The following is an 18,051-nucleotide window of genomic DNA, read 5'->3' as shown; positions in this document are numbered from 1 at the left end:
AAGGATACAGCACTTTCCACGACTGGCGCGGGTCTTCAAGGGAGCCAAACTGATCGAGTAGTGCTTTGCCGGACATAGGAAACCTCCATAAAATCGAGGTTCCCTATGAATCATAACAATTCCGCCGCTGGAAGTGCTGTTCTTCAAGCGATTGCCCTGCCCTGGCACCTGTCACTCTTGACCTTTCCCAGTTCCCCAGCAAAGATGAATTGGGGTATTGGGGGAAGCGGGCATGTTCTTCGCGCACTCGACGGAGGACGAATCGTGCTCCGATTGGCAACTGTTGCATCGACATCTGAATGATGTTGCCGAACTGGCGGCGCGGTTCGCTGGCGTGTTCGGAGCGAAAAAGGCCGCGCGGCTTGCGGGGCTTTTGCATGACCTTGGAAAATATACAGCCGCCTTTCAGGCAAGGCTGACTGGGGCGCCCGAAAAGGTCGATCACTCGACCGCCGGCGCCATCGAAACATTTGCCCTTGGGAGCACGATTGCAGATCGCACAATGGCGGAACTGATCGCCTATGCGATCGCCGGGCATCACGCGGGCTTGCCGGACAGGATCGGCGAAGGATCGCTGGCGGAACGGCGAAACAAGCAACTGCCGCCCCTCGATCCGGCATGGCGCAATGAAATCGCCCCGGATGCAACCGGCCTTATGCCGGATTTCGACTGGATCAGGGATAAGGACAAAGCGGCGTTTCAGCTCGGTTTTCTTGGGCGCATGATCTTTTCATGCCTGGTGGATGCCGATTTCCGGGATACGGAAGCTTTCTACGAGGGGATCAAGAGAGAGAAGAAGGACCGCGACTGGCCAGCACTCGGTGCGGTCATCGATCCGCTCATTGCCCGTTTCGATGCGCACATGGCCAGCAAACGATCCAGCAGCACAGCCGTCAATCGTCTGCGCGGCGAAATTCTTGACCATGTGCGCGCCAAGGCGAGCGATGCGACCGGCCTCTTCACGCTCACCGTTCCGACCGGTGGCGGCAAGACGCTGGCTTCCCTCGGCTTCGCGCTCGACCATGCGAAGAAGCATGGGCTGGACCGGATCATCTATGCCATCCCGTTCACATCGGTGATTGACCAGACCGTGGCCGTTTTCCGGGACGTGCTGGGCGACGAATTCATACTGGAGCATCATTCGGCGATCGAGGAGGAAACGTTCAAACAACGTGAAGGCGCGGACAAGCTCCGTCTCGCCATGGAGGACTGGGCGGCGCCAATTATCGTCACCACCAATGTGCAACTCTTCGAAAGCCTGTTTGCCAATCGGCCCTCGCGTTGCCGCAAGCTGCACAATCTGGCGCGCACCGTCATCATTCTGGACGAAGCGCAGACCATCCCCTTGCCATTGCTTCGTCCCTGCGTGGCAGCGCTGGACGAACTCGCCCGCAATTACGGCACGTCGATCGTCTTGTGCACCGCCACCCAGCCGGCCTTGGCCGCGCCGGAATTCGAGGGCGGACTCGTCCTTGGACCGAAGCAGGAACTGGCCCCCAATCCACCGGCGCTGGCCCGCGCCCTGAAGCGCGTCGAAATCGCATCCGCCGGCGAGATGAGCGACGACGATCTGGTGACAGCGCTCCGCGACAATGGGCAAGGACTCATGATCGTCAACAGCCGCAAGCACGCGCTTGCCCTCTACAAAGCCGCAAAAGCCGCCGAACTTGACGGAGTGACCCACCTGACGACCCGCCAATATGCGACGCATCGGCGCGAAATCCTGGCCGATGTACGCCACAGGCTGAAGAACAAGCGCCCCTGCCGCCTGATCGCGACATCGCTGGTCGAGGCGGGCGTCGATGTCGATTTCCCGCGTGTCTGGCGCGCGGAAGCCGGGCTTGACCAGATTGCGCGCGGGGGCGTGGATCGAAACTGCGTAGCGATCGTGGATACTGGATCGATCCAGGTCGCCCCTCTAGCAGGGGCGTGGATCGAAACCGTCTATGCTCCCTTATCACCGAACGCCTACGGAAAAACCGGTTCCCACTTTTCCTTGACTTGCTCCATCTGGAAGTTTGGCGGCAAAGGGTCCATATGGGACAATCATGACCATAGTCGACTCCACCGCTTCATCCCAAAACGATCTGCAGAGCCCCGCGATAGGTGAACGCAGAGAGCGTTCGGCCCTCCCCGCCACCTTTCTTCCCGAAGACGGCTCGCCGCCGGTGGAATGGCTCATCGCAGATGGGCTGACCGATTATCCCGCAGCACTCGCTTTCATGGAGACACGGGTTGCCGCGATTCGTGACGGCGCCGCGCCGGAGCTCGTCTGGCTCGTCGAACACCCGCCGCTCTATACGGCCGGCACAAGCGCCAAAGCGAGCGACCTGCTCACGCCCGACCGGTTTCCGGTCTTCCGGACCGGGCGCGGTGGCGAATATACCTATCACGGCCCAGGCCAGCGCGTGGCCTATGTCATGCTCGATCTCAAGCGCCGCCGCGAGGATGTGCGTGCCTTCGTCACCTCGCTCGAGGAATGGATCATCCGCACACTTGCCGCGTTCAACGTCAGGGGCGAGCGGCGCGAGGATCGTGTCGGTGTCTGGGTGACGCGGCCGGAAAAGCTGCGCCTTGCGGATGGCGCTCTCGCGGAAGACAAGATCGCCGCCATCGGGATCAGGCTGCGCCGCTGGGTGAGCTTTCACGGCATCGCCATCAATGTCGAACCGGAGCTTGGCGCTTTCGGCGGCATCGTGCCCTGCGGCGTGAGCGAGCACGGCGTCACCAGCCTTGTCGACCTCGGATTGCCGCTGACGATGCAGGATCTCGATCTCGCACTTGCCAGGGCGTTTGAAGGCGTCTTCGGCCCTATCAGGCCAAATCGCTGATCATTCGAACTCCATGATCACCGCATCGACGGCGAGGCTGTCGCCTTTCCCGGCGTTGATCGCCGATATGATCAGGTCGCGCTCGGCACGCAGCACGTTTTCCATCTTCATCGCTTCTACGACAGCCAGCGTCTCCCCGACCTTCACCTCCTGCCCCGCCTCGACATTGATCGAGACCACCAGTCCCGGCATCGGGCAAAGAAGCAGTTTCGATGTGTCCGGCGGCGCTTTCATCGGCATCAGCCGGTCGAGTTCGGCGACACGCGGCGACATGGCGCGCGATACGACCGACATGCCTTTCCAATCGATGCGCACGCCATTGAGCACCGGCCTGATCTGGGCATTGATATGCCGCTCGCCGATCTGACCGCTCCAGATCATTTCGCCCGGCTTCCCGTCGCTGCGCAGTGTCATGCTCTTCCCGCCGATATTCATGACAAATGTTGCCGGCGGTTTGGCGTTTGCCTCTTCAAGCACGATCTCGAAATAGCGTTGGCCGATCCTGACTTCCCATAGAGGGCTGATCTTGCCGGAATGCGGGCGCAGGCGGTCCGCGAAATGATCGAGGCGCTGCTTGCGCACCAGTTCAGCCGCAAGCGTTATCGCCGCCAGAATGTCCAGATCGGATTCATCAGGAATAACAGGCTGAAAACCATCGGGGAATTCTTCCGCGATGAAACCTGTCGAAAGCCGTCCCTCGCGCCAGCGCGGATGCTGCATCAGCGCCGAGAGGAACGGGATGTTGTGCGCGATACCATCCACGACGAAGGTGTCGAGCGCATCGGCCATCGCATCGATCGCCTCTTCCCGCGTCGGCGCCCAGGTGCAGAGCTTGGCCACCATGGGATCGTAGAACATCGAGATTTCCGCCCCCTCCACCACGCCCGTATCGTTGCGGATGATTGCCTTGTCCACAGGCCCCACGGCAGGCGGGCGATAGCGCGTCAGTCTTCCCGTCGAGGGCAGGAAATTGCGATAGGGATCTTCGGCGTAGAGGCGGCTTTCGATCGCCCAGCCCTTGAGCTCGATATCGGCTTGGCCGAGCGCCAGCTTCTCGCCGCAGGCGATGCGGATCATCTCTTCCACGAGATCGATGCCGGTGATCATCTCGGTCACCGGATGCTCGACCTGCAGTCGCGTGTTCATTTCGAGGAAATAGAAATTGCGGTCCTTGTCGACGATGAACTCGACCGTGCCGGCGCTTTGATAATCGACCGCCTTTGCCAGCGCGACGGCCTGTTCGCCCATGGCGCGCCTGGTCGCCTCATCCAGGAAAGGTGACGGCGCTTCCTCGACGATCTTCTGGTTGCGCCGCTGGATCGAACATTCGCGCTCACCGAGATAAAGGCAATTGCCATGCGCGTCGGCCAGGACCTGGATTTCGATATGGCGCGGCTCGACGATGAACTTTTCTATGAACACCCGATCATCGCCAAATGAATTGCGCGCCTCGGAACGGGCTCGTTCGAACCCGTCGCGGACCTCAGCCGCATTCCAGGCAATGCGCATGCCCTTGCCACCGCCACCGGCCGAGGCTTTGATCATCACGGGATAGCCGATCTCACTGGCGATGCGTTCTGCATGAACCGTGTCCTGGATGACATCGAGGGACCCCGGAACCGTATTCACCTTCGCCGCCTCGGCAAACTTCTTCGATTCGATCTTGTCACCCATCGCCACGATGGCTCCGGGCTTCGGCCCGATGAAGACGATGCCCTCGCGTTCCAGCGCTTCGCAAAAGGAGGCACGCTCGGAAAGGAAGCCGTAGCCCGGATGCACGGCTTCAGCGCCGGTTTCCTTACAGGCAGTGATGATCTTTTCAGCGACGAGATAGCTTTCGGCCGCGGCGGAAGGGCCGATATGCACGGCCTCGTCAGCCATTTCGACATGCAATGCGTCACTGTCGGCATCGGAAAAGACGGCTACTGTCGCAATCCCCATCCTGCGCGCGGTCTTGATGACGCGGCAGGCGATTTCGCCGCGGTTTGCGATCAGTATCTTCTTGAACATCCGGCTATTTCCTCCTCCAAATGCCGCATCGTCATACAGCAAAAACATGCTGTGCCGGAAGATCTTCAACGAAGAGCTTCAGACAAGCGCTTCCGCCTCGGCTGTCCTACCGCGCTCGCGCATGAATACATAGATGCCGGATCCGACGATGATGAGAATGCCGAGCCATTTGGACGGCGTGGGGAAATCGTTGAAGACGAGCAGGCCGATCAGCACCGCCATGACGATCTCGAAATATTGGAACGGCGCCAACACCGAGGCCGGCGCGAGACGGAAGGCCTGCACCACCAGGAGATGGCCGACCGTCGCAAGCGCGCCGATGGCGAAAAGCAGCGCCCATGGGGAGGAGGTCACGGGCAGACCGAGCCGCATGTCCGCTATATCCAGATATTCCCCGGCCACCATCACCAGCGCCGTTGTCGCCGCGCCGCCGACGCCGGCATAGAGCTGCATGACCATTGCGCTGTCATCGACCGCATATTTCCGGTTCATGATGAGATAGACCGCAAAAAGCACGGCAGTGCCGAGTGGCAGCAGCGAAATCCAGCCGAAGAGTTCCCAGCTCGGCTGGATGACGATCAGCGTGCCGATGAAACCGACCGAGACAGCGGTAAGGCGGCGCCAGCCGACTTTCTCTTTCAGGATGAGCGCCGACAGGAGCGTCAGCATCAGCGGCTCGACGAAGAAGATCGCCATCGCATCGGCAAGCGGCATATATTTGATCGCGGTGAAGAAGCAGAGGCTGGCGACGCCCATCAGCACGCCACGGATCAGGTTTCCGCCGAGATTGCGGCTTTTGAGCACTTTGAGGCCGCCCGCAGCCCAAAGGATGGTCAGCGTCAGCAGCGTCTGAATGAGGAAGCGGGCGAAGCTGACCGTGGCCGGCGGCAGATTGTCCGCCACGGCAAGCCATTTCCCGACCGCATCCATCATCGGCAGGATGAGCATCGCCCCCATCATGACGACCATGCCCTTTACATGAGGCTGCATCTTTTCCGGCATCGTTGAACCTGCAAATCAGCTGATAGGGCAAAGAACTGTCGAACGATCAATACGCCCAATACGTCCCCTTAAGCCATGGCGGCACGCCGCACCATGGTCGTTTATCGTCCTGCGACGACCAGCCATTTGACTTTTCTCGTCTTCTTGCCGCAAACCGTGGTTAAGAATTGAAAAACAATCCCCGGATATCATGATGCATGACGGGAACGGAAAGCGAACCTTTGTCGCCTTTGGTGATGAAGCATGGCAATATCCGGGTGATTCGAGTGAACGACTGAAAACGGGACCGATCCGACCATATGGATGACAGTAACGATCTCTTCACAAGGGTTGTGAACAACGCGCGGGAACGCCAGGCGGTGCAGGAGACTGCGGCGCCTGATGTCGCCGTTCCGCTGACCACGGGCAAGGCGCCTTCGCCCGTTCTGCCGGTCGCCACGCCGCCTGCTCCGCAGCGCGCGGCGCTGCGCATCGACAATAACGAATACAACGCCTCCGCCATCCGTGTTCTCGAAGGCCTCGAGCCGGTGCGCCTGCGCCCGGGCATGTATATCGGCGGCACCGACGAAAAGGCGCTGCATCATCTGTTCGCGGAAGTCATCGACAATTGCATGGACGAGGCGGTGGCCGGCCATGCCAATTTCATCGAGGTCCATCTCGATGCCGAGGGCTTCCTGACCGTCACCGACAATGGACGCGGCATTCCCGTCGAGAACCATCCCCAGGTGCCGGGCAAATCGACGCTTGAAGTCATCATGACCAAGCTTCATGCCGGCGGTAAATTCGACGGCAAGGCCTATGAGACATCGGGCGGCCTGCACGGTGTCGGTGTTTCCGTCGTCAACGCGCTTTCCGATCTTCTGGAAGTGGAGGTGGCGCGCAACCGCAAGCTTTACCGCCAGCGCTTCTCGCGCGGCATTCCGCAAGGCGGCCTGGAAGAGTTGGGTGAGGTTCATAACCGCCGCGGCACGCGCGTGCGCTTTCATCCTGATCCGGATATTTTCGGCAGACACGCCAAATTCGATCCGGTTCGGCTCTGCCGCATGGCGCGCTCCAAAGCCTATCTGTTCGGCGGCGTTGAAATCCGCTGGAGCTGCGATCCCACGCTGCTCGACCCCAGGAAGGACACGCCGGAAAAGGCGATTTTCCATTTCCCCGGCGGCCTGAAGGATTATCTTGCCGCGTCGCTCGGCAAGGAATATCAGGTCACGCGCGAAATATTCGCCGGCAAGACCGAAAAGCAGGGCGGCCACGGCGCTGTCGAATGGGCCATCACCTGGCATGGCGGCGACGGCTTCGTCAATTCCTACTGCAATACCATTCCGACGGCGGAAGGCGGCACGCACGAGGCGGGCTTGCGCATCGCGGTGACTCGTGGCTTGAAGGCCTATGCGGAGCTGACCAACAACAAGCGCGCCTCGATCATCACCACCGACGACGTGATGATCTCGGCCGCCGCCATGATGTCTGTCTTCATCCGCGAGCCGGAATTCGTCGGCCAGACCAAGGACAGGCTGGCGACGACGGAAGCCCAGCGCATCGTCGAGAACGCCATTCGCGACCCGTTCGATCATTGGCTCGCCGCCTCGCCGCAGGAAGCCTCCAAGCTGCTCGACTGGGTGGTCGAGCGTGCCGAGGAGCGCGTGCGCCGGCGCCAGGAAAAGGAAGTCACCCGCAAGAGCGCGGTGCGCAAGCTGCGCCTGCCCGGCAAGCTCGCCGATTGCACGCAGAATGCTGCCGCCGGTGCGGAACTCTTCATCGTCGAGGGTGATTCGGCCGGTGGCTCCGCCAAACAGGCGCGCAACCGCGCAAACCAGGCTATTTTGCCGTTGCGCGGCAAGATCCTCAACGTGGCAAGTGCGGGACGCGACAAGCTTACCGCCAACCAGCAGCTCGCCGATCTCATCCAGGCGCTCGGCTGCGGCACGCGGTCCAAATATCGCGTGGAAGATCTGCGCTACGACCGCATCATCGTCATGACCGACGCCGATGTCGACGGCGCGCATATCGCCTCGCTGCTGATCACCTTCTTCTACCAGGAGATGCCGGACCTGATCCGCGACGGTCATCTCTATCTGGCCGTACCGCCGCTCTACCGCCTCAGCCAAGGCGGCAAGATAGCCTATGCCCGCGACGATGCGCATAAGGACGAATTGCTGAACACCATGTTCACCGGCAAGGGGAAGATCGAGATCGGGCGTTTCAAGGGCCTCGGCGAAATGCGCGCCGAGCAGTTGAAGGAAACGACGATGGATCCGCGCAAACGCATGCTGCTCCGCGTCGCACTCACCGAGGAAACGGCATCCGAGACAAAAAACGCCGTCGACGATCTCATGGGCACCAAGCCGGACGCCCGCTTCCGCTTCATCCAGGACCGCGCGGCATTCGTCGAGGAACTGGATATTTAGAGCAAGTGGAAAGGCTTTTCCGATACGGAACCGTCCCGCTATTCCCCCCTCTGCCCTGCCGGGCATCTCCCCCACAAGGAGGGAGATTAGCTGTCATTGAGGGCGGCACATCACTTGCCACGTTGGCGATTGGCGAAAGCGGAAATCCTAGCCTAATCTCCACCCTTGTGGGGGAGATGCCCGGCAGGGCAGAGGGGGGTAAGAAGCCAATCACTGCGTTAGGCAGTTCAAACCGCAAGCGCCGCATCGATAATCCGTATCTGCGTCGTCGATGATCCATTCCAATGATTGATCGAAAGATTGCCTGCGATGTGGGTCGATTGGCCCTGCTGTTTCAAAAGGAAATCGCCAAGCGCGCTTCCCCCGGCACGAAACGCTATGGCGTTGACGCGCTTTCCATCTGCCCCGGCGAGCGACGCGCGAATGTGATCCTTGCCGACGACGCTTGCGCCGATAAGGCGGTGATGCGGCAGCACCAGCACCGGCTGCGGGTGACCTGAGCCGTAGGGGCCGGCCTTTTCCAGCGCATCATGCAAGGCGAGCGTCGCGCCGGAGGCAGAGAGCGCGCCATCGACGGCGAGACTCTGATTATCGCGCAGCTTGGCAACGGCTATGCTGGCGACCTCCTCGAAATAGGCACGCAAGGCGCCAAGCTTGTCGCGCTCCACGGTGATGCCAGCCGCCATGGCATGACCGCCACCCTTCACGAGCAGACCCTTTTCCACGGCGCCCCGCACGATCCGCCCCAGATCGAAGCCGGTTATCGAGCGGCCCGAACCGGTGCCGATGCCATTCTGGTTGAAGGCGATAGCGAAAGCCGGACGCCGCGCCCGCTCCTTCAAGCGCGCGGCCAAGAGACCGACAATGCCCGGATGCCAGGTCTCGCTGGCGGTGACGATGATCGCCGGCCCCTGCCCGCCGCCGATCTCGACGGCGGCTTCCGTCTCGGCTTCGGCCAGCATTTGCACTTCCATCGCCTGGCGTTCCTGGTTGAGCCTGTCGAGCTCCTGCGCGATGCCTTCAGCCGCGACCGGATCGTCGAGCGTCAGCAGGCGTGCGCCGAGCCCGGCATCGCCGATGCGCCCGCCGGCATTGATGCGCGGACCGATGATAAACCCCAGATGAAAACTGTTCAACGGTTCGCCGATCCGCGATACACGCGCCAGCGCCGCAAGCCCGGCGTTCTGCTGCGCACGCGCGACCAGGAGGCCCTTGACGACGAACGCTCGATTGACGCCCCTAAGCGGCACCACATCGCAGATCGTCGCAAGCGCCACCAGATCGAGCATGCTGAGGAGATCGGGGGCGCTGATGTCGCTCGCGATCCGCCGTTCGCGTAAAGTCCGCAGCACCTGCACCAGCGTCAGGAAGACAACGCCGGCTGCACAGAGATGCCCCTGTCCCGAAATATCATCCTCACGGTTCGGATTGACGACGGCAAAGGCCGCCTGCGGCAAGGCTTCGCCGACCTGATGGTGGTCGAGGACGACGACGTCGCTGCCCGCCTCCCGCGCCGCTTCGATGGCCGCCGCGCTATTGGTCCCGCAATCGACGGTGACGATCAGGGACGCGCCTTGTGCCGCAAGCTCGCGCATCGCCTGCGGGTTCGGCCCGTAGCCTTCGAAGATGCGGTCGGGAATATAAATGGCGTTGGCGACACCGTAATGGGTGAGAAAGCGCGACAGAAGCGCCGACGAACAGGCGCCGTCGACATCGTAATCACCGAAGATCGCCACCTTTTTGCGATTGGCGATGGCATCGGCGATGCGCCCCGCCGCCCGTTCCATATCGGTCAACGATGCCGGATCGGGCATCAGCGATTTGATCGTCGGCTCGACGAACAGCGGCGCGTTATCCAGAGAAACGCCACGCCCCGCCAGAACCCGCGCCACGAGGTCAGGCATTCCATGGTTCTGCGCGATTGCCAACGCTATATTGGCCTCGCGCAGACCGAGGCGATCGATCCATTTGAACCCGGTGGCCGATTGGTTGACGCCGAGAAACAGACGTTCGGAGATGGTCGTAGCGGAACTTGTCATGTTCCGTTCAAACACGGGAAACGGCGTCTGCGCAATGGCCTCGCCCGGCCTATACTAGAATTTCGTCATGTCCTGGTGGCGCGCCTTGATCTCGCGCACCGTCTGCGAATGCGCGCGCATGACGATGGTGTGGGTCTGGATATAATCGCGGGCGAATTTCACGCCGGACAGCATATTGCCGTCGGTCACGCCGGTCGCGGCAAACAGCACGTCGCCCTTGGCCATTTCCTCCATCGTATAAACCTTGTTCGGATCGGCGATGCCCATCTTCGCGGCACGCGCCACCTTTTCGTCGGTGTTGAGCTGGAGACGGCCCTGCATCTGGCCACCGATGCAACGAAGTGCCGCTGCCGCAAGCACGCCTTCCGGCGCGCCGCCGATGCCCAGATAGATGTCGATGCCGGTTTCATCGGGATCGGTCGTATGAATGATGCCAGCCACATCGCCATCGCCGATCAGGCGGATCGCCGCACCCGTGGCGCGGACTTCCTCGATCAGGCGCGCATGGCGCGGACGGTCCATGATGCAGGCGGTGATTTCATGAACGGCAACGCCCTTGGCCTTGGCGATGGTATGGATATTATCGGTCGGAGAGGCATCGAGATCGACCACGCCTGAGGGATAGCCGGGGCCGACGGCGATCTTTTCCATATAGACGTCAGGCGCGTAGAGCAGATTTCCCTTTTCGGCGATGGCAATGACCGCAATCGAATTGGGCAGGTTCTTGGCGCAGATCGTCGTTCCCTCGAGCGGATCGAGCGCGATATCCACTGCGGGTCCCTGCCGGGTGCCGACTTCCTCGCCGATATAGAGCATCGGCGCCTCGTCGCGCTCGCCCTCGCCGATCACCACGGTTCCGTTGATCGGCAAACGGTTCAGTTCCTGACGCATGGCATCGACCGCGACCTGATCCGCAGCCTTCTCGTCTCCCCTGCCGCGCAACCGCGCCGCGGCAACCGCCGCGCGCTCCGTCACGCGGACGAGTTCAAGCGTCAGGATACGATCGAGACCATGCGAAGTCTGCTCTGCGGTTTTTGCCATATGGGGATGTCCTACTCGAGATTCGTTGCTGCACCTGCACTGAAAAACGGACCATAACAGTGCTATGCAAACCTTTTGTCAAAGTCGCAAACGTGCCGCAAGGGCTGGACAAGCAGAATTCCGGCACCACCAAAATGTTAATCGATTAAAAGGGGTTAGAGTGAGATGAGCCTAGATCAGCCCGCACGCTCGATACGGATCATCTGCGGCTTGTCGACCAGATGGCCATCCCGCAGGATGGCGTCGATGGCCTTTTTCACCGCCGCTTCCGTGGTCTCGTGCGTCACCAGAATTACGGTCTTGCTGACGTCGCCGGCCGGATCCATGGGCGGACGCTGCACGATGGATTCGAGCGAAATATCGTTGTCGGCCATGCGCTTGGCTATCGCCGCGAAGACACCGGTACGGTCCTCTACGGTCAGCCGGATGAAATAACCACCCGCATGCGAGCGCATCCTCGCCCGTTTATAGGGTTTCAGCGCCTTGGCCGGCGTGCTGAACACAGGCCCATGCTGGAAGCCCGGGCGGCTCTTGGCAATGTCGGCTATGTCGCCGAGCACGGCGGAGGCCGTGGCATTGCCGCCGGCGCCGGGGCCTGAAAGCAGCAATTCGCCCAGGAGATCGGTTTCGATCGCTACGGCATTGGTCACGCCATGCACCTGCGCGATGACAGAGGATGTCGGCACCATGGTCGGATGGACGCGCTGTTCGATGCCGGTATCGGTCTTTTGCGCGACGCCGAGCAGCTTGATCCGATAGCCGAGTTCGTCGGCGGCATGGATATCGGCGAGCGAGATATTGCTGATGCCTTCGAGATAGATATCATCGGCGGCGATCTGCGTGCCGAAGGCCAGGCTCGTCAGCAACGCCAGCTTGTGCGCCGTGTCATTGCCCTCGATATCGAATGTCGGATCGGCCTCGGCATAGCCCAGGCGCTGTGCATCCTTCAGGCAGTCCTCGAACGATATCCCCTCATCCCACATCCGCGTCAGGATATAATTACAGGTGCCGTTCATGATGCCATAGACGCGCGAGACCGTGTTGCCGGTCAAGGATTCGCGCATCGCCTTGATGACGGGAATGCCGCCGGCGACCGCTGCTTCGAAATTGAGAAGCACGCCCTTGTCCTCGGCGATCTTGGCGAGCGTTACACCATGTTTGGCAAGCAGCGCCTTGTTGGCCGTCACGACGTGATGTCCGGCCTTCAGCGCTGCCTCGACTGCCGCCTTCGCAGGCCCGTCATCGCCGCCGATCAACTCGACGAAGACATCGATATCGGCCGATTTGGCGAGCGCGATGGGATCGTCGAACCACTGCATGGCGGAAATATCCACCCCACGGTCGCGGGAGCGGTCGCGGGCCGAAACGGCGGTGACGACCAGTTCCTTGCCGCATTGACGGTTCAGCATTTCGGCCATGTCGCGCAAAATGCGCAGAACCGAACCGCCCACGGTGCCGAGCCCGGCAACGCCGATCCGTAATGCTTCAGTCATGATCTTGCCTCTGAGATTATCCGAATATCAGCTTGAACCGCTGGATCAGCGATGCACATTGAGCGGAATGACGTTGTGCAGGTTTTCTTCCTTGGTTGCAAGGAAGCGCTTGATGCTGCGCGCGGCCTGGCGGATGCGATGTTCGTTCTCGACGAGCGCGATACGAACGTAATCGTCGCCATGCTCGCCAAAGCCGATGCCCGGTGCGACGGCGACATCCGCCATCTCGATCAGAAGCTTGGAGAACTCCAGCGAGCCGAGCATCCGGAAACGTTCCGGTATCGGCGCCCATGCGAACATCGTTGCGGCCGGAGACGGAATATCCCACCCTGCCCGCGCAAAACTGTCCACCAGCACGTCGCGGCGGCGTTTGTAGATCGAACGCACTTCGGTGATATCCGAGCCGTCGCCGTTGAGGGCTGCGGTCGCCGCCACCTGGATCGGCGTGAAAGCACCGTAATCGAGATAGGATTTCACCCGCGTCAGCGCCGCGATCAGCCGCTCATTGCCGACGGCGAAGCCGATGCGCCAGCCCGGCATTGAGAAGGTTTTCGACATCGAGGTGAATTCGACGGCGACGTCCATGGCGCCGGGCACCTGAAGCACCGATGGCGGTGGCGTTTCGTCGAAATAGATTTCCGAATAGGCGAGATCGGAAAGGACGATGATCTCGTGCTTGCGCGCGAAAGCCACGATATCCCGGTAGAAATCGAGCGTCGCGACATGCGCGGTCGGATTGGACGGATAATTGAGAATCAGCGCCAGCGGCTTGGGGATCGAATGGCGCACGGCGCGCTCCAACGCCGGAATGAAGCTGTCATCCGGTCTGGCCTGGATCGAGCGGATGACGCCGCCGGACATGATGAAGCCGAAAGCATGGATCGGGTAGGTCGGATCGGGGCAAAGCACGACATCGCCCGGCGCGGTGATCGCCTGCGCCATGTTGGCGAAGCCCTCCTTGGAGCCGAGCGTGGCGACGACCTGCGTTTCGGGATTGAGTTTGACGCCGAAGCGGCGCGCATAATACTGCGCCTGGGCACGGCGCAGACCGGGAATGCCTTTGGAGGCGGAATAGCGGTGCGTCCGTGGATCCTGCACCGCCTCGCATAGCTTGTCGACAATGCCCTTCGGTGTCGGCAGATCAGGGTTGCCCATGCCGAGATCGATGATATCCGCACCCGCGGCGCGCGCGCTGGCCTTCAGGCGATTGACCTGTTCGAAGACGTAAGGCGGCAGGCGGCGAACTTTATGAAACTCTTCAGACATTGTCCCAGTTCCGGTGCGGGTTGAAAATGCGATTGGCTATACACCTGTTCGTGCCCGGGGTCGAGATGGGTCGAGGTAAGGTAGATCGTTTCAGTTGCTCTCTGTCTCGATCTCTTTCAGCGTGTCGGCGGCCTCTTTCTCTGCCTGCCGACGCTGCTTCAGCAGTTGCGCCTGCGTCGTCGGCGGCAGCGTGGGAATGGCCTGTTGGCGGGCCGCGGCGGCATCGAGTTCGGACGTGACGCGTGTGGTATCCTGCGCCGTCAACTGCTTGGTTTCGCCCTTCGGTGTGCGGGCGAATGTCGGAAAGGCGCCGGTCCGCGAGGCGCCTTCCTGCGGCACGCCTTGAAAATCGGCACTGCTCCCGCAGGCGGAAAGGCCGGCCAACACGAACGGCATCAATATGAAACGAAGGGGCAGCCTCATATGCTGTGACATAAAATCTAAACCTCTGCAGGAAACGGCGGTCCCAAACCATTTTGAGTGTTGAACCGATAGCATCAACTCATGCTACTATGTCAATAAGTGGTGTCGGAGGAATAGTATATCATGTCTGATACCAGGGATCGCAGCGGCAAGAATCCGACTGGCGAGCCTTCCCTTGATGATTACCTTATCAAGGATGCCAACAGTTTCGCATTGAACCTCGCCCGCATGATCGAGCAGGCGGGAAAGGCTGCTGCTGCCTGGATCGAGCCCCGCGAGCAGGGGCTGAAAAGCGACGTTACCGCCGAACCTCTGGCCGATATGGTCAAAACGCTTTCCAAACTTACGGAATATTGGCTTTCCGATCCGTCGCGTGCGCTTGAGGCACAATCCCTTCTTTTTTCCAGCTATCTTGCGATCTGGACGAATTCCATACGCAGCATGGCGGGCGAGCCCACCGAAGACATCGCCGTGCCCGATCCAAAGGATAAGCGTTTCCAGGACGAGGACTGGACGAAGAACCCCTTTTTTCATTTCCTCAAGCAGGTTTATCTGGTCACCGCGAAATGGGGGCTCGATCTCGTAGAAAAGGCCGACGGGCTCGACGAGCATACCCGCCACAAGGCCGTCTTTTATGTGCGCCAGCTCGTCAACGCGGCCTCTCCCACCAACTTCATCCTGACCAACCCGGAACTCTTCAAGGAGACCGTCGCTTCGAACGGCATGAACCTCGTCAATGGAATGCAGATGCTGACGGAGGACATCATCGCGGGCAAAGGAGATCTGCGGCTGCGTCAGGCCGATCACACATATTTCCGGCTGGGCGAGAATTTGGCGACGACGCCGGGCAAGGTCGTGGCCCGCAATGACCTGGCTGAGATCATTCAATATGCGCCCAGAACGAAGAAGGTTTTCAAACGGCCGCTTCTCATCTGTCCGCCATGGATCAACAAATTCTACATCCTCGATCTTAGCCCGGAGAAATCCTTCATACGCTGGCTGGTCGATCAGGGGCACACTGTATTCGTGATCTCCTGGATCAATCCCGACATACGCCATGCGCACAAGGATTGGGAAGCCTACATCCGCGAAGGCATACAGTTCGCGCTCGACACGATTGAGCGGCGAACCGGCGAGCGAAAGGTCAATGTCGCCGGCTATTGCGTTGGCGGCACCCTGCTTTCGGCCGCCCTCGCCTTGATGGCCAGGGAAGGCGACGACCGCGTCAAGTCAGCGACATTCTTCACCACCCAGGTCGATTTCGAACATGCCGGAGATCTGAAAGTCTTCGTCGACGAAGAGCAGGTCAGCGCGCTCGAAGAGGCCATGCTCAGGGAGGGCTATCTCGAGGGCACGAAAATGATGGGCGCTTTCAATATGTTGCGCTCAGGCGATCTCATCTGGCCTTATGTGATCAACAACTATATGAAGGGGAAAGGCCCCGTCCCCTTCGATCTTCTTTATTGGAATGCCGACGCCACACGCGTGAGCGCCGCCAATCATTCCTTTTATCTGCGCAATTGCTATCTCGAAAACAGGCTTTCCCGTGGAAAGATGGTGCTGGCGCGGCACAGGATCTCGCTCGCCGACATCAGGATTCCGGTCTACAGTCTGGCCGCCAAGGAAGACCACATCGCACCGGCGCTTTCGGTTTTCGTCGGGAGCCGATGTTTCGGCGGCGACGTCACCTATGTGCTTTCGGGCTCCGGTCACATCGCCGGCATTATCAATCCGCCCGAAAAACAGAAATACCAATATTGGACCGGTGGGCCAGCGGAAGGAAATTTCAGCGCCTGGCTCGACAATGCGGAAGAACATCCCGGGTCATGGTGGCCGCACTGGCAGGAATGGATAGAAGCGCAAGGCGCCAAAAAAGCATCGCCCCGTTACCTCGAAGACAATGATTCGGAGGTGCTTGGCGACGCGCCGGGATATTACGTAAGAATACGTATCTGAAACTATTCGTGATCGGCTGCTTATGTCGTTTTTGTGGCAAGGTATCTTTTCGCCATATTCCGACCTTACCCGAAGTGATTGCGATTCATTAGGAAAAGTAATATCAGTCTTGGCGCTTGCATCCTGAAAAGCCTCCGCAAGTGCTGTCCCGAAGTGGAATATTCCGGCTTCCGGGAAACGTCGAACCAGACTTTCGCAAGGGTTTTGCCCACAAAAGACAACCCGTCCGGACCCGTTCTGCAGTCCGGAATAAAAGCCCCGGGGGATGCATTGAGCGGACTGACAAATCATACGCGGACCGGGACAAGCCGGTCTTTTGTATGCATGGTCGCCCTGCTTTCAATGACGATCGCCTCCTGCACGTCCACAGGTTCTGGCACAGGTTCCGGAGTAACGCCGCAATTGCAGACGGATGCGCAGGGCGAGGACTCGTCTCTTCTCACCGACACCCTGGCCAGCGCCGCAGAATCGTCATCCACACCTTCCGAAGAAACGTCCTCCGCCAAAGCGACGGACGCGGGCGACGCCGTTCTTGCCCTGGCGGAAACCAAAACCGCCACACCAGCCGAACAAAGCCTCGCCAAGGAGGCCGCTGAAAAAGCAAAAACGGCAATGGCTCCAGGTGAAACCACCGCAGCAGAGGCGACATCCCCCTCACAGACAACGGCGAACACGGCTGATACGTCACAAACGGCCGCACATGACGCCGGACGGAGCGAACCCACAGAGGTGACGGAATCCCAGGCTCAGGCCGAGAAGCAGGCACCGGCAAATGGCGTCCAGACCGCCTCTTTTTCGACCTCGCCGCGCCAGGTTGCATTTGCAGCACCGAAGCCGCCAGCCAACCGTTCGTCACAATCGGGCGGCACGATCATGCGCCTTTTCTCTGACAACCGTTCGAAGAAGAACGAATCGATAAAGGTATTGGACAAGTCGGTGGAGAAGAAAGCTGTCGTGGCATCTGCGATACCGAAAACGAGCGGCGCCATCTCGCGCCAATATAATGATGCCCTGCCCGGCGTGCGTGAAAATGCCGGTTTCGAAATCAAGCGCCGTGCCAAGCTCGATGATGACAGCGACATCGATGCGCATGAGGAAGATGATTCGTTTCCCGTCCAGCTCGCGTCGGCCGGCGGTCTCGCCCGTTTGGCCCCGAACGGTCTGAAAGTTCAGCGTGAGACAGTCGACGTCGCCTGCCTCAAACCGCAGCTTGTGGCCCTCCTCAAGACTGTCGAGCGCCACTTCGGGCGCTCCGTCATGGTCACATCAGGCTATCGCAGCCCTTCGCGCAATCGCGCCGTGAACGGGGCGAGAAGGTCATTGCACATGATGTGCGCCGCCGCCGATATCCAGATCGACGGCGTCTCCAAACGGGAAATCGCCCGTTATGTCCGCAGCATGCCGGGGCGTGGTGGCGTCGGCACCTATTGCCACACGAAATCCGTCCATCTGGATATCGGCCCGGAGCGCGACTGGAACTGGCGTTGCGTGCGCCGAAAATAATCCCTTGGATTTTTTTCGAAAAAGTCATTTTAACGGTTGCGGGGAAAAAACTTCCTCACTATAAGCCACTCACCTGCGG

The 18,051-nt window shown here is 60.3% G+C and carries 11 protein-coding genes and 1 pseudogene; 5 read left to right on the top strand and 7 right to left on the bottom strand.

Annotation, left to right across the window (positions count from 1 at the left end):
• Positions 1-232 precede the first annotated feature (232 nt).
• A complete protein-coding gene (locus tag C5748_RS25500; RefSeq protein WP_105745602.1) occupies positions 233-2,110 on the top strand; it encodes a CRISPR-associated endonuclease Cas3'' in 1,878 nt (625 codons plus the stop codon).
• Positions 2,049-2,831 (top strand): lipoyl(octanoyl) transferase LipB, encoded by a 783-nt coding sequence (lipB, locus tag C5748_RS25495; protein WP_105745600.1) that lies wholly within the window; start codon positions 2,049-2,051, stop codon positions 2,829-2,831. The genes C5748_RS25500 and lipB overlap by 62 nt, the downstream gene beginning before the upstream one ends.
• Here the strand turns inward: lipB and C5748_RS25490 are convergent, their stop codons facing one another.
• Together C5748_RS25490 and C5748_RS25485 are read right to left on the bottom strand one after the other, a co-directional pair.
• Positions 2,832-4,841 (bottom strand): acetyl-CoA carboxylase biotin carboxylase subunit, encoded by a 2,010-nt coding sequence (locus C5748_RS25490; RefSeq protein ID WP_105745598.1) that lies wholly within the window; start codon positions 4,839-4,841, stop codon positions 2,832-2,834.
• Positions 4,842-4,919: 78 nt separating this feature from the next.
• A complete protein-coding gene (locus C5748_RS25485; protein WP_105745596.1) occupies positions 4,920-5,843 on the bottom strand; it encodes a DMT family transporter in 924 nt (307 codons plus the stop codon).
• Between the two features lie 482 nt (positions 5,844-6,325).
• On the opposite strand from C5748_RS25485, the pseudogene parE reads away from it, so the two are divergent.
• A pseudogene (gene parE, locus C5748_RS25480) lies at positions 6,326-8,251 on the top strand (DNA topoisomerase IV subunit B); the annotation flags it as partial.
• 227 nt (positions 8,252-8,478) lie between these two features.
• On the opposite strand, the gene recJ reads toward parE, so the two are convergent.
• The 5 genes from recJ to C5748_RS25450 form a co-directional block, all read right to left on the bottom strand.
• The gene (recJ, locus tag C5748_RS25470; protein ID WP_105745592.1) at positions 8,479-10,290 is read right to left on the bottom strand and encodes a single-stranded-DNA-specific exonuclease RecJ; all 1,812 of its coding nucleotides are present in this window, start codon (positions 10,288-10,290) and stop codon (positions 8,479-8,481) included.
• Between the two features lie 54 nt (positions 10,291-10,344).
• A complete protein-coding gene (gene glpX, locus C5748_RS25465; RefSeq protein ID WP_105745590.1) occupies positions 10,345-11,331 on the bottom strand; it encodes a class II fructose-bisphosphatase in 987 nt (328 codons plus the stop codon).
• Positions 11,332-11,507: 176 nt separating this feature from the next.
• The gene (locus C5748_RS25460; protein ID WP_105745589.1) at positions 11,508-12,824 is read right to left on the bottom strand and encodes a homoserine dehydrogenase; all 1,317 of its coding nucleotides are present in this window, start codon (positions 12,822-12,824) and stop codon (positions 11,508-11,510) included.
• A 45-nt stretch (positions 12,825-12,869) separates the two neighbouring features.
• Entirely contained in the window at positions 12,870-14,090 is a 1,221-nt protein-coding gene (locus C5748_RS25455; protein WP_105745587.1) for an LL-diaminopimelate aminotransferase, read from the bottom strand.
• A 90-nt stretch (positions 14,091-14,180) separates the two neighbouring features.
• Entirely contained in the window at positions 14,181-14,513 is a 333-nt protein-coding gene (locus tag C5748_RS25450) for a hypothetical protein (protein ID WP_105745586.1), read from the bottom strand.
• A 123-nt stretch (positions 14,514-14,636) separates the two neighbouring features.
• Here C5748_RS25450 and C5748_RS25445 point away from each other — a divergent pair, with 123 nt between their 5' ends.
• On the top strand, positions 14,637-16,469 hold the full coding sequence (locus C5748_RS25445; protein WP_105745584.1) for a PHA/PHB synthase family protein: 1,833 nt from the start codon (positions 14,637-14,639) through the stop codon (positions 16,467-16,469).
• 324 nt (positions 16,470-16,793) lie between these two features.
• Complete coding sequence (locus tag C5748_RS25440; RefSeq protein WP_105745582.1) at positions 16,794-17,972, top strand: YcbK family protein; 1,179 nt, start codon at positions 16,794-16,796, stop codon at positions 17,970-17,972.
• The last annotated feature ends 79 nt before the right edge of the window (positions 17,973-18,051 follow it).

The organism is Phyllobacterium phragmitis (genome assembly GCF_002980495.1).
GTDB lineage: Bacteria > Pseudomonadota > Alphaproteobacteria > Rhizobiales > Rhizobiaceae > Paramesorhizobium > Paramesorhizobium phragmitis.
The sequence above is the reverse complement of the archived record's forward strand: the minus strand, read 5'-3'. Positions and strand labels throughout refer to the sequence as shown.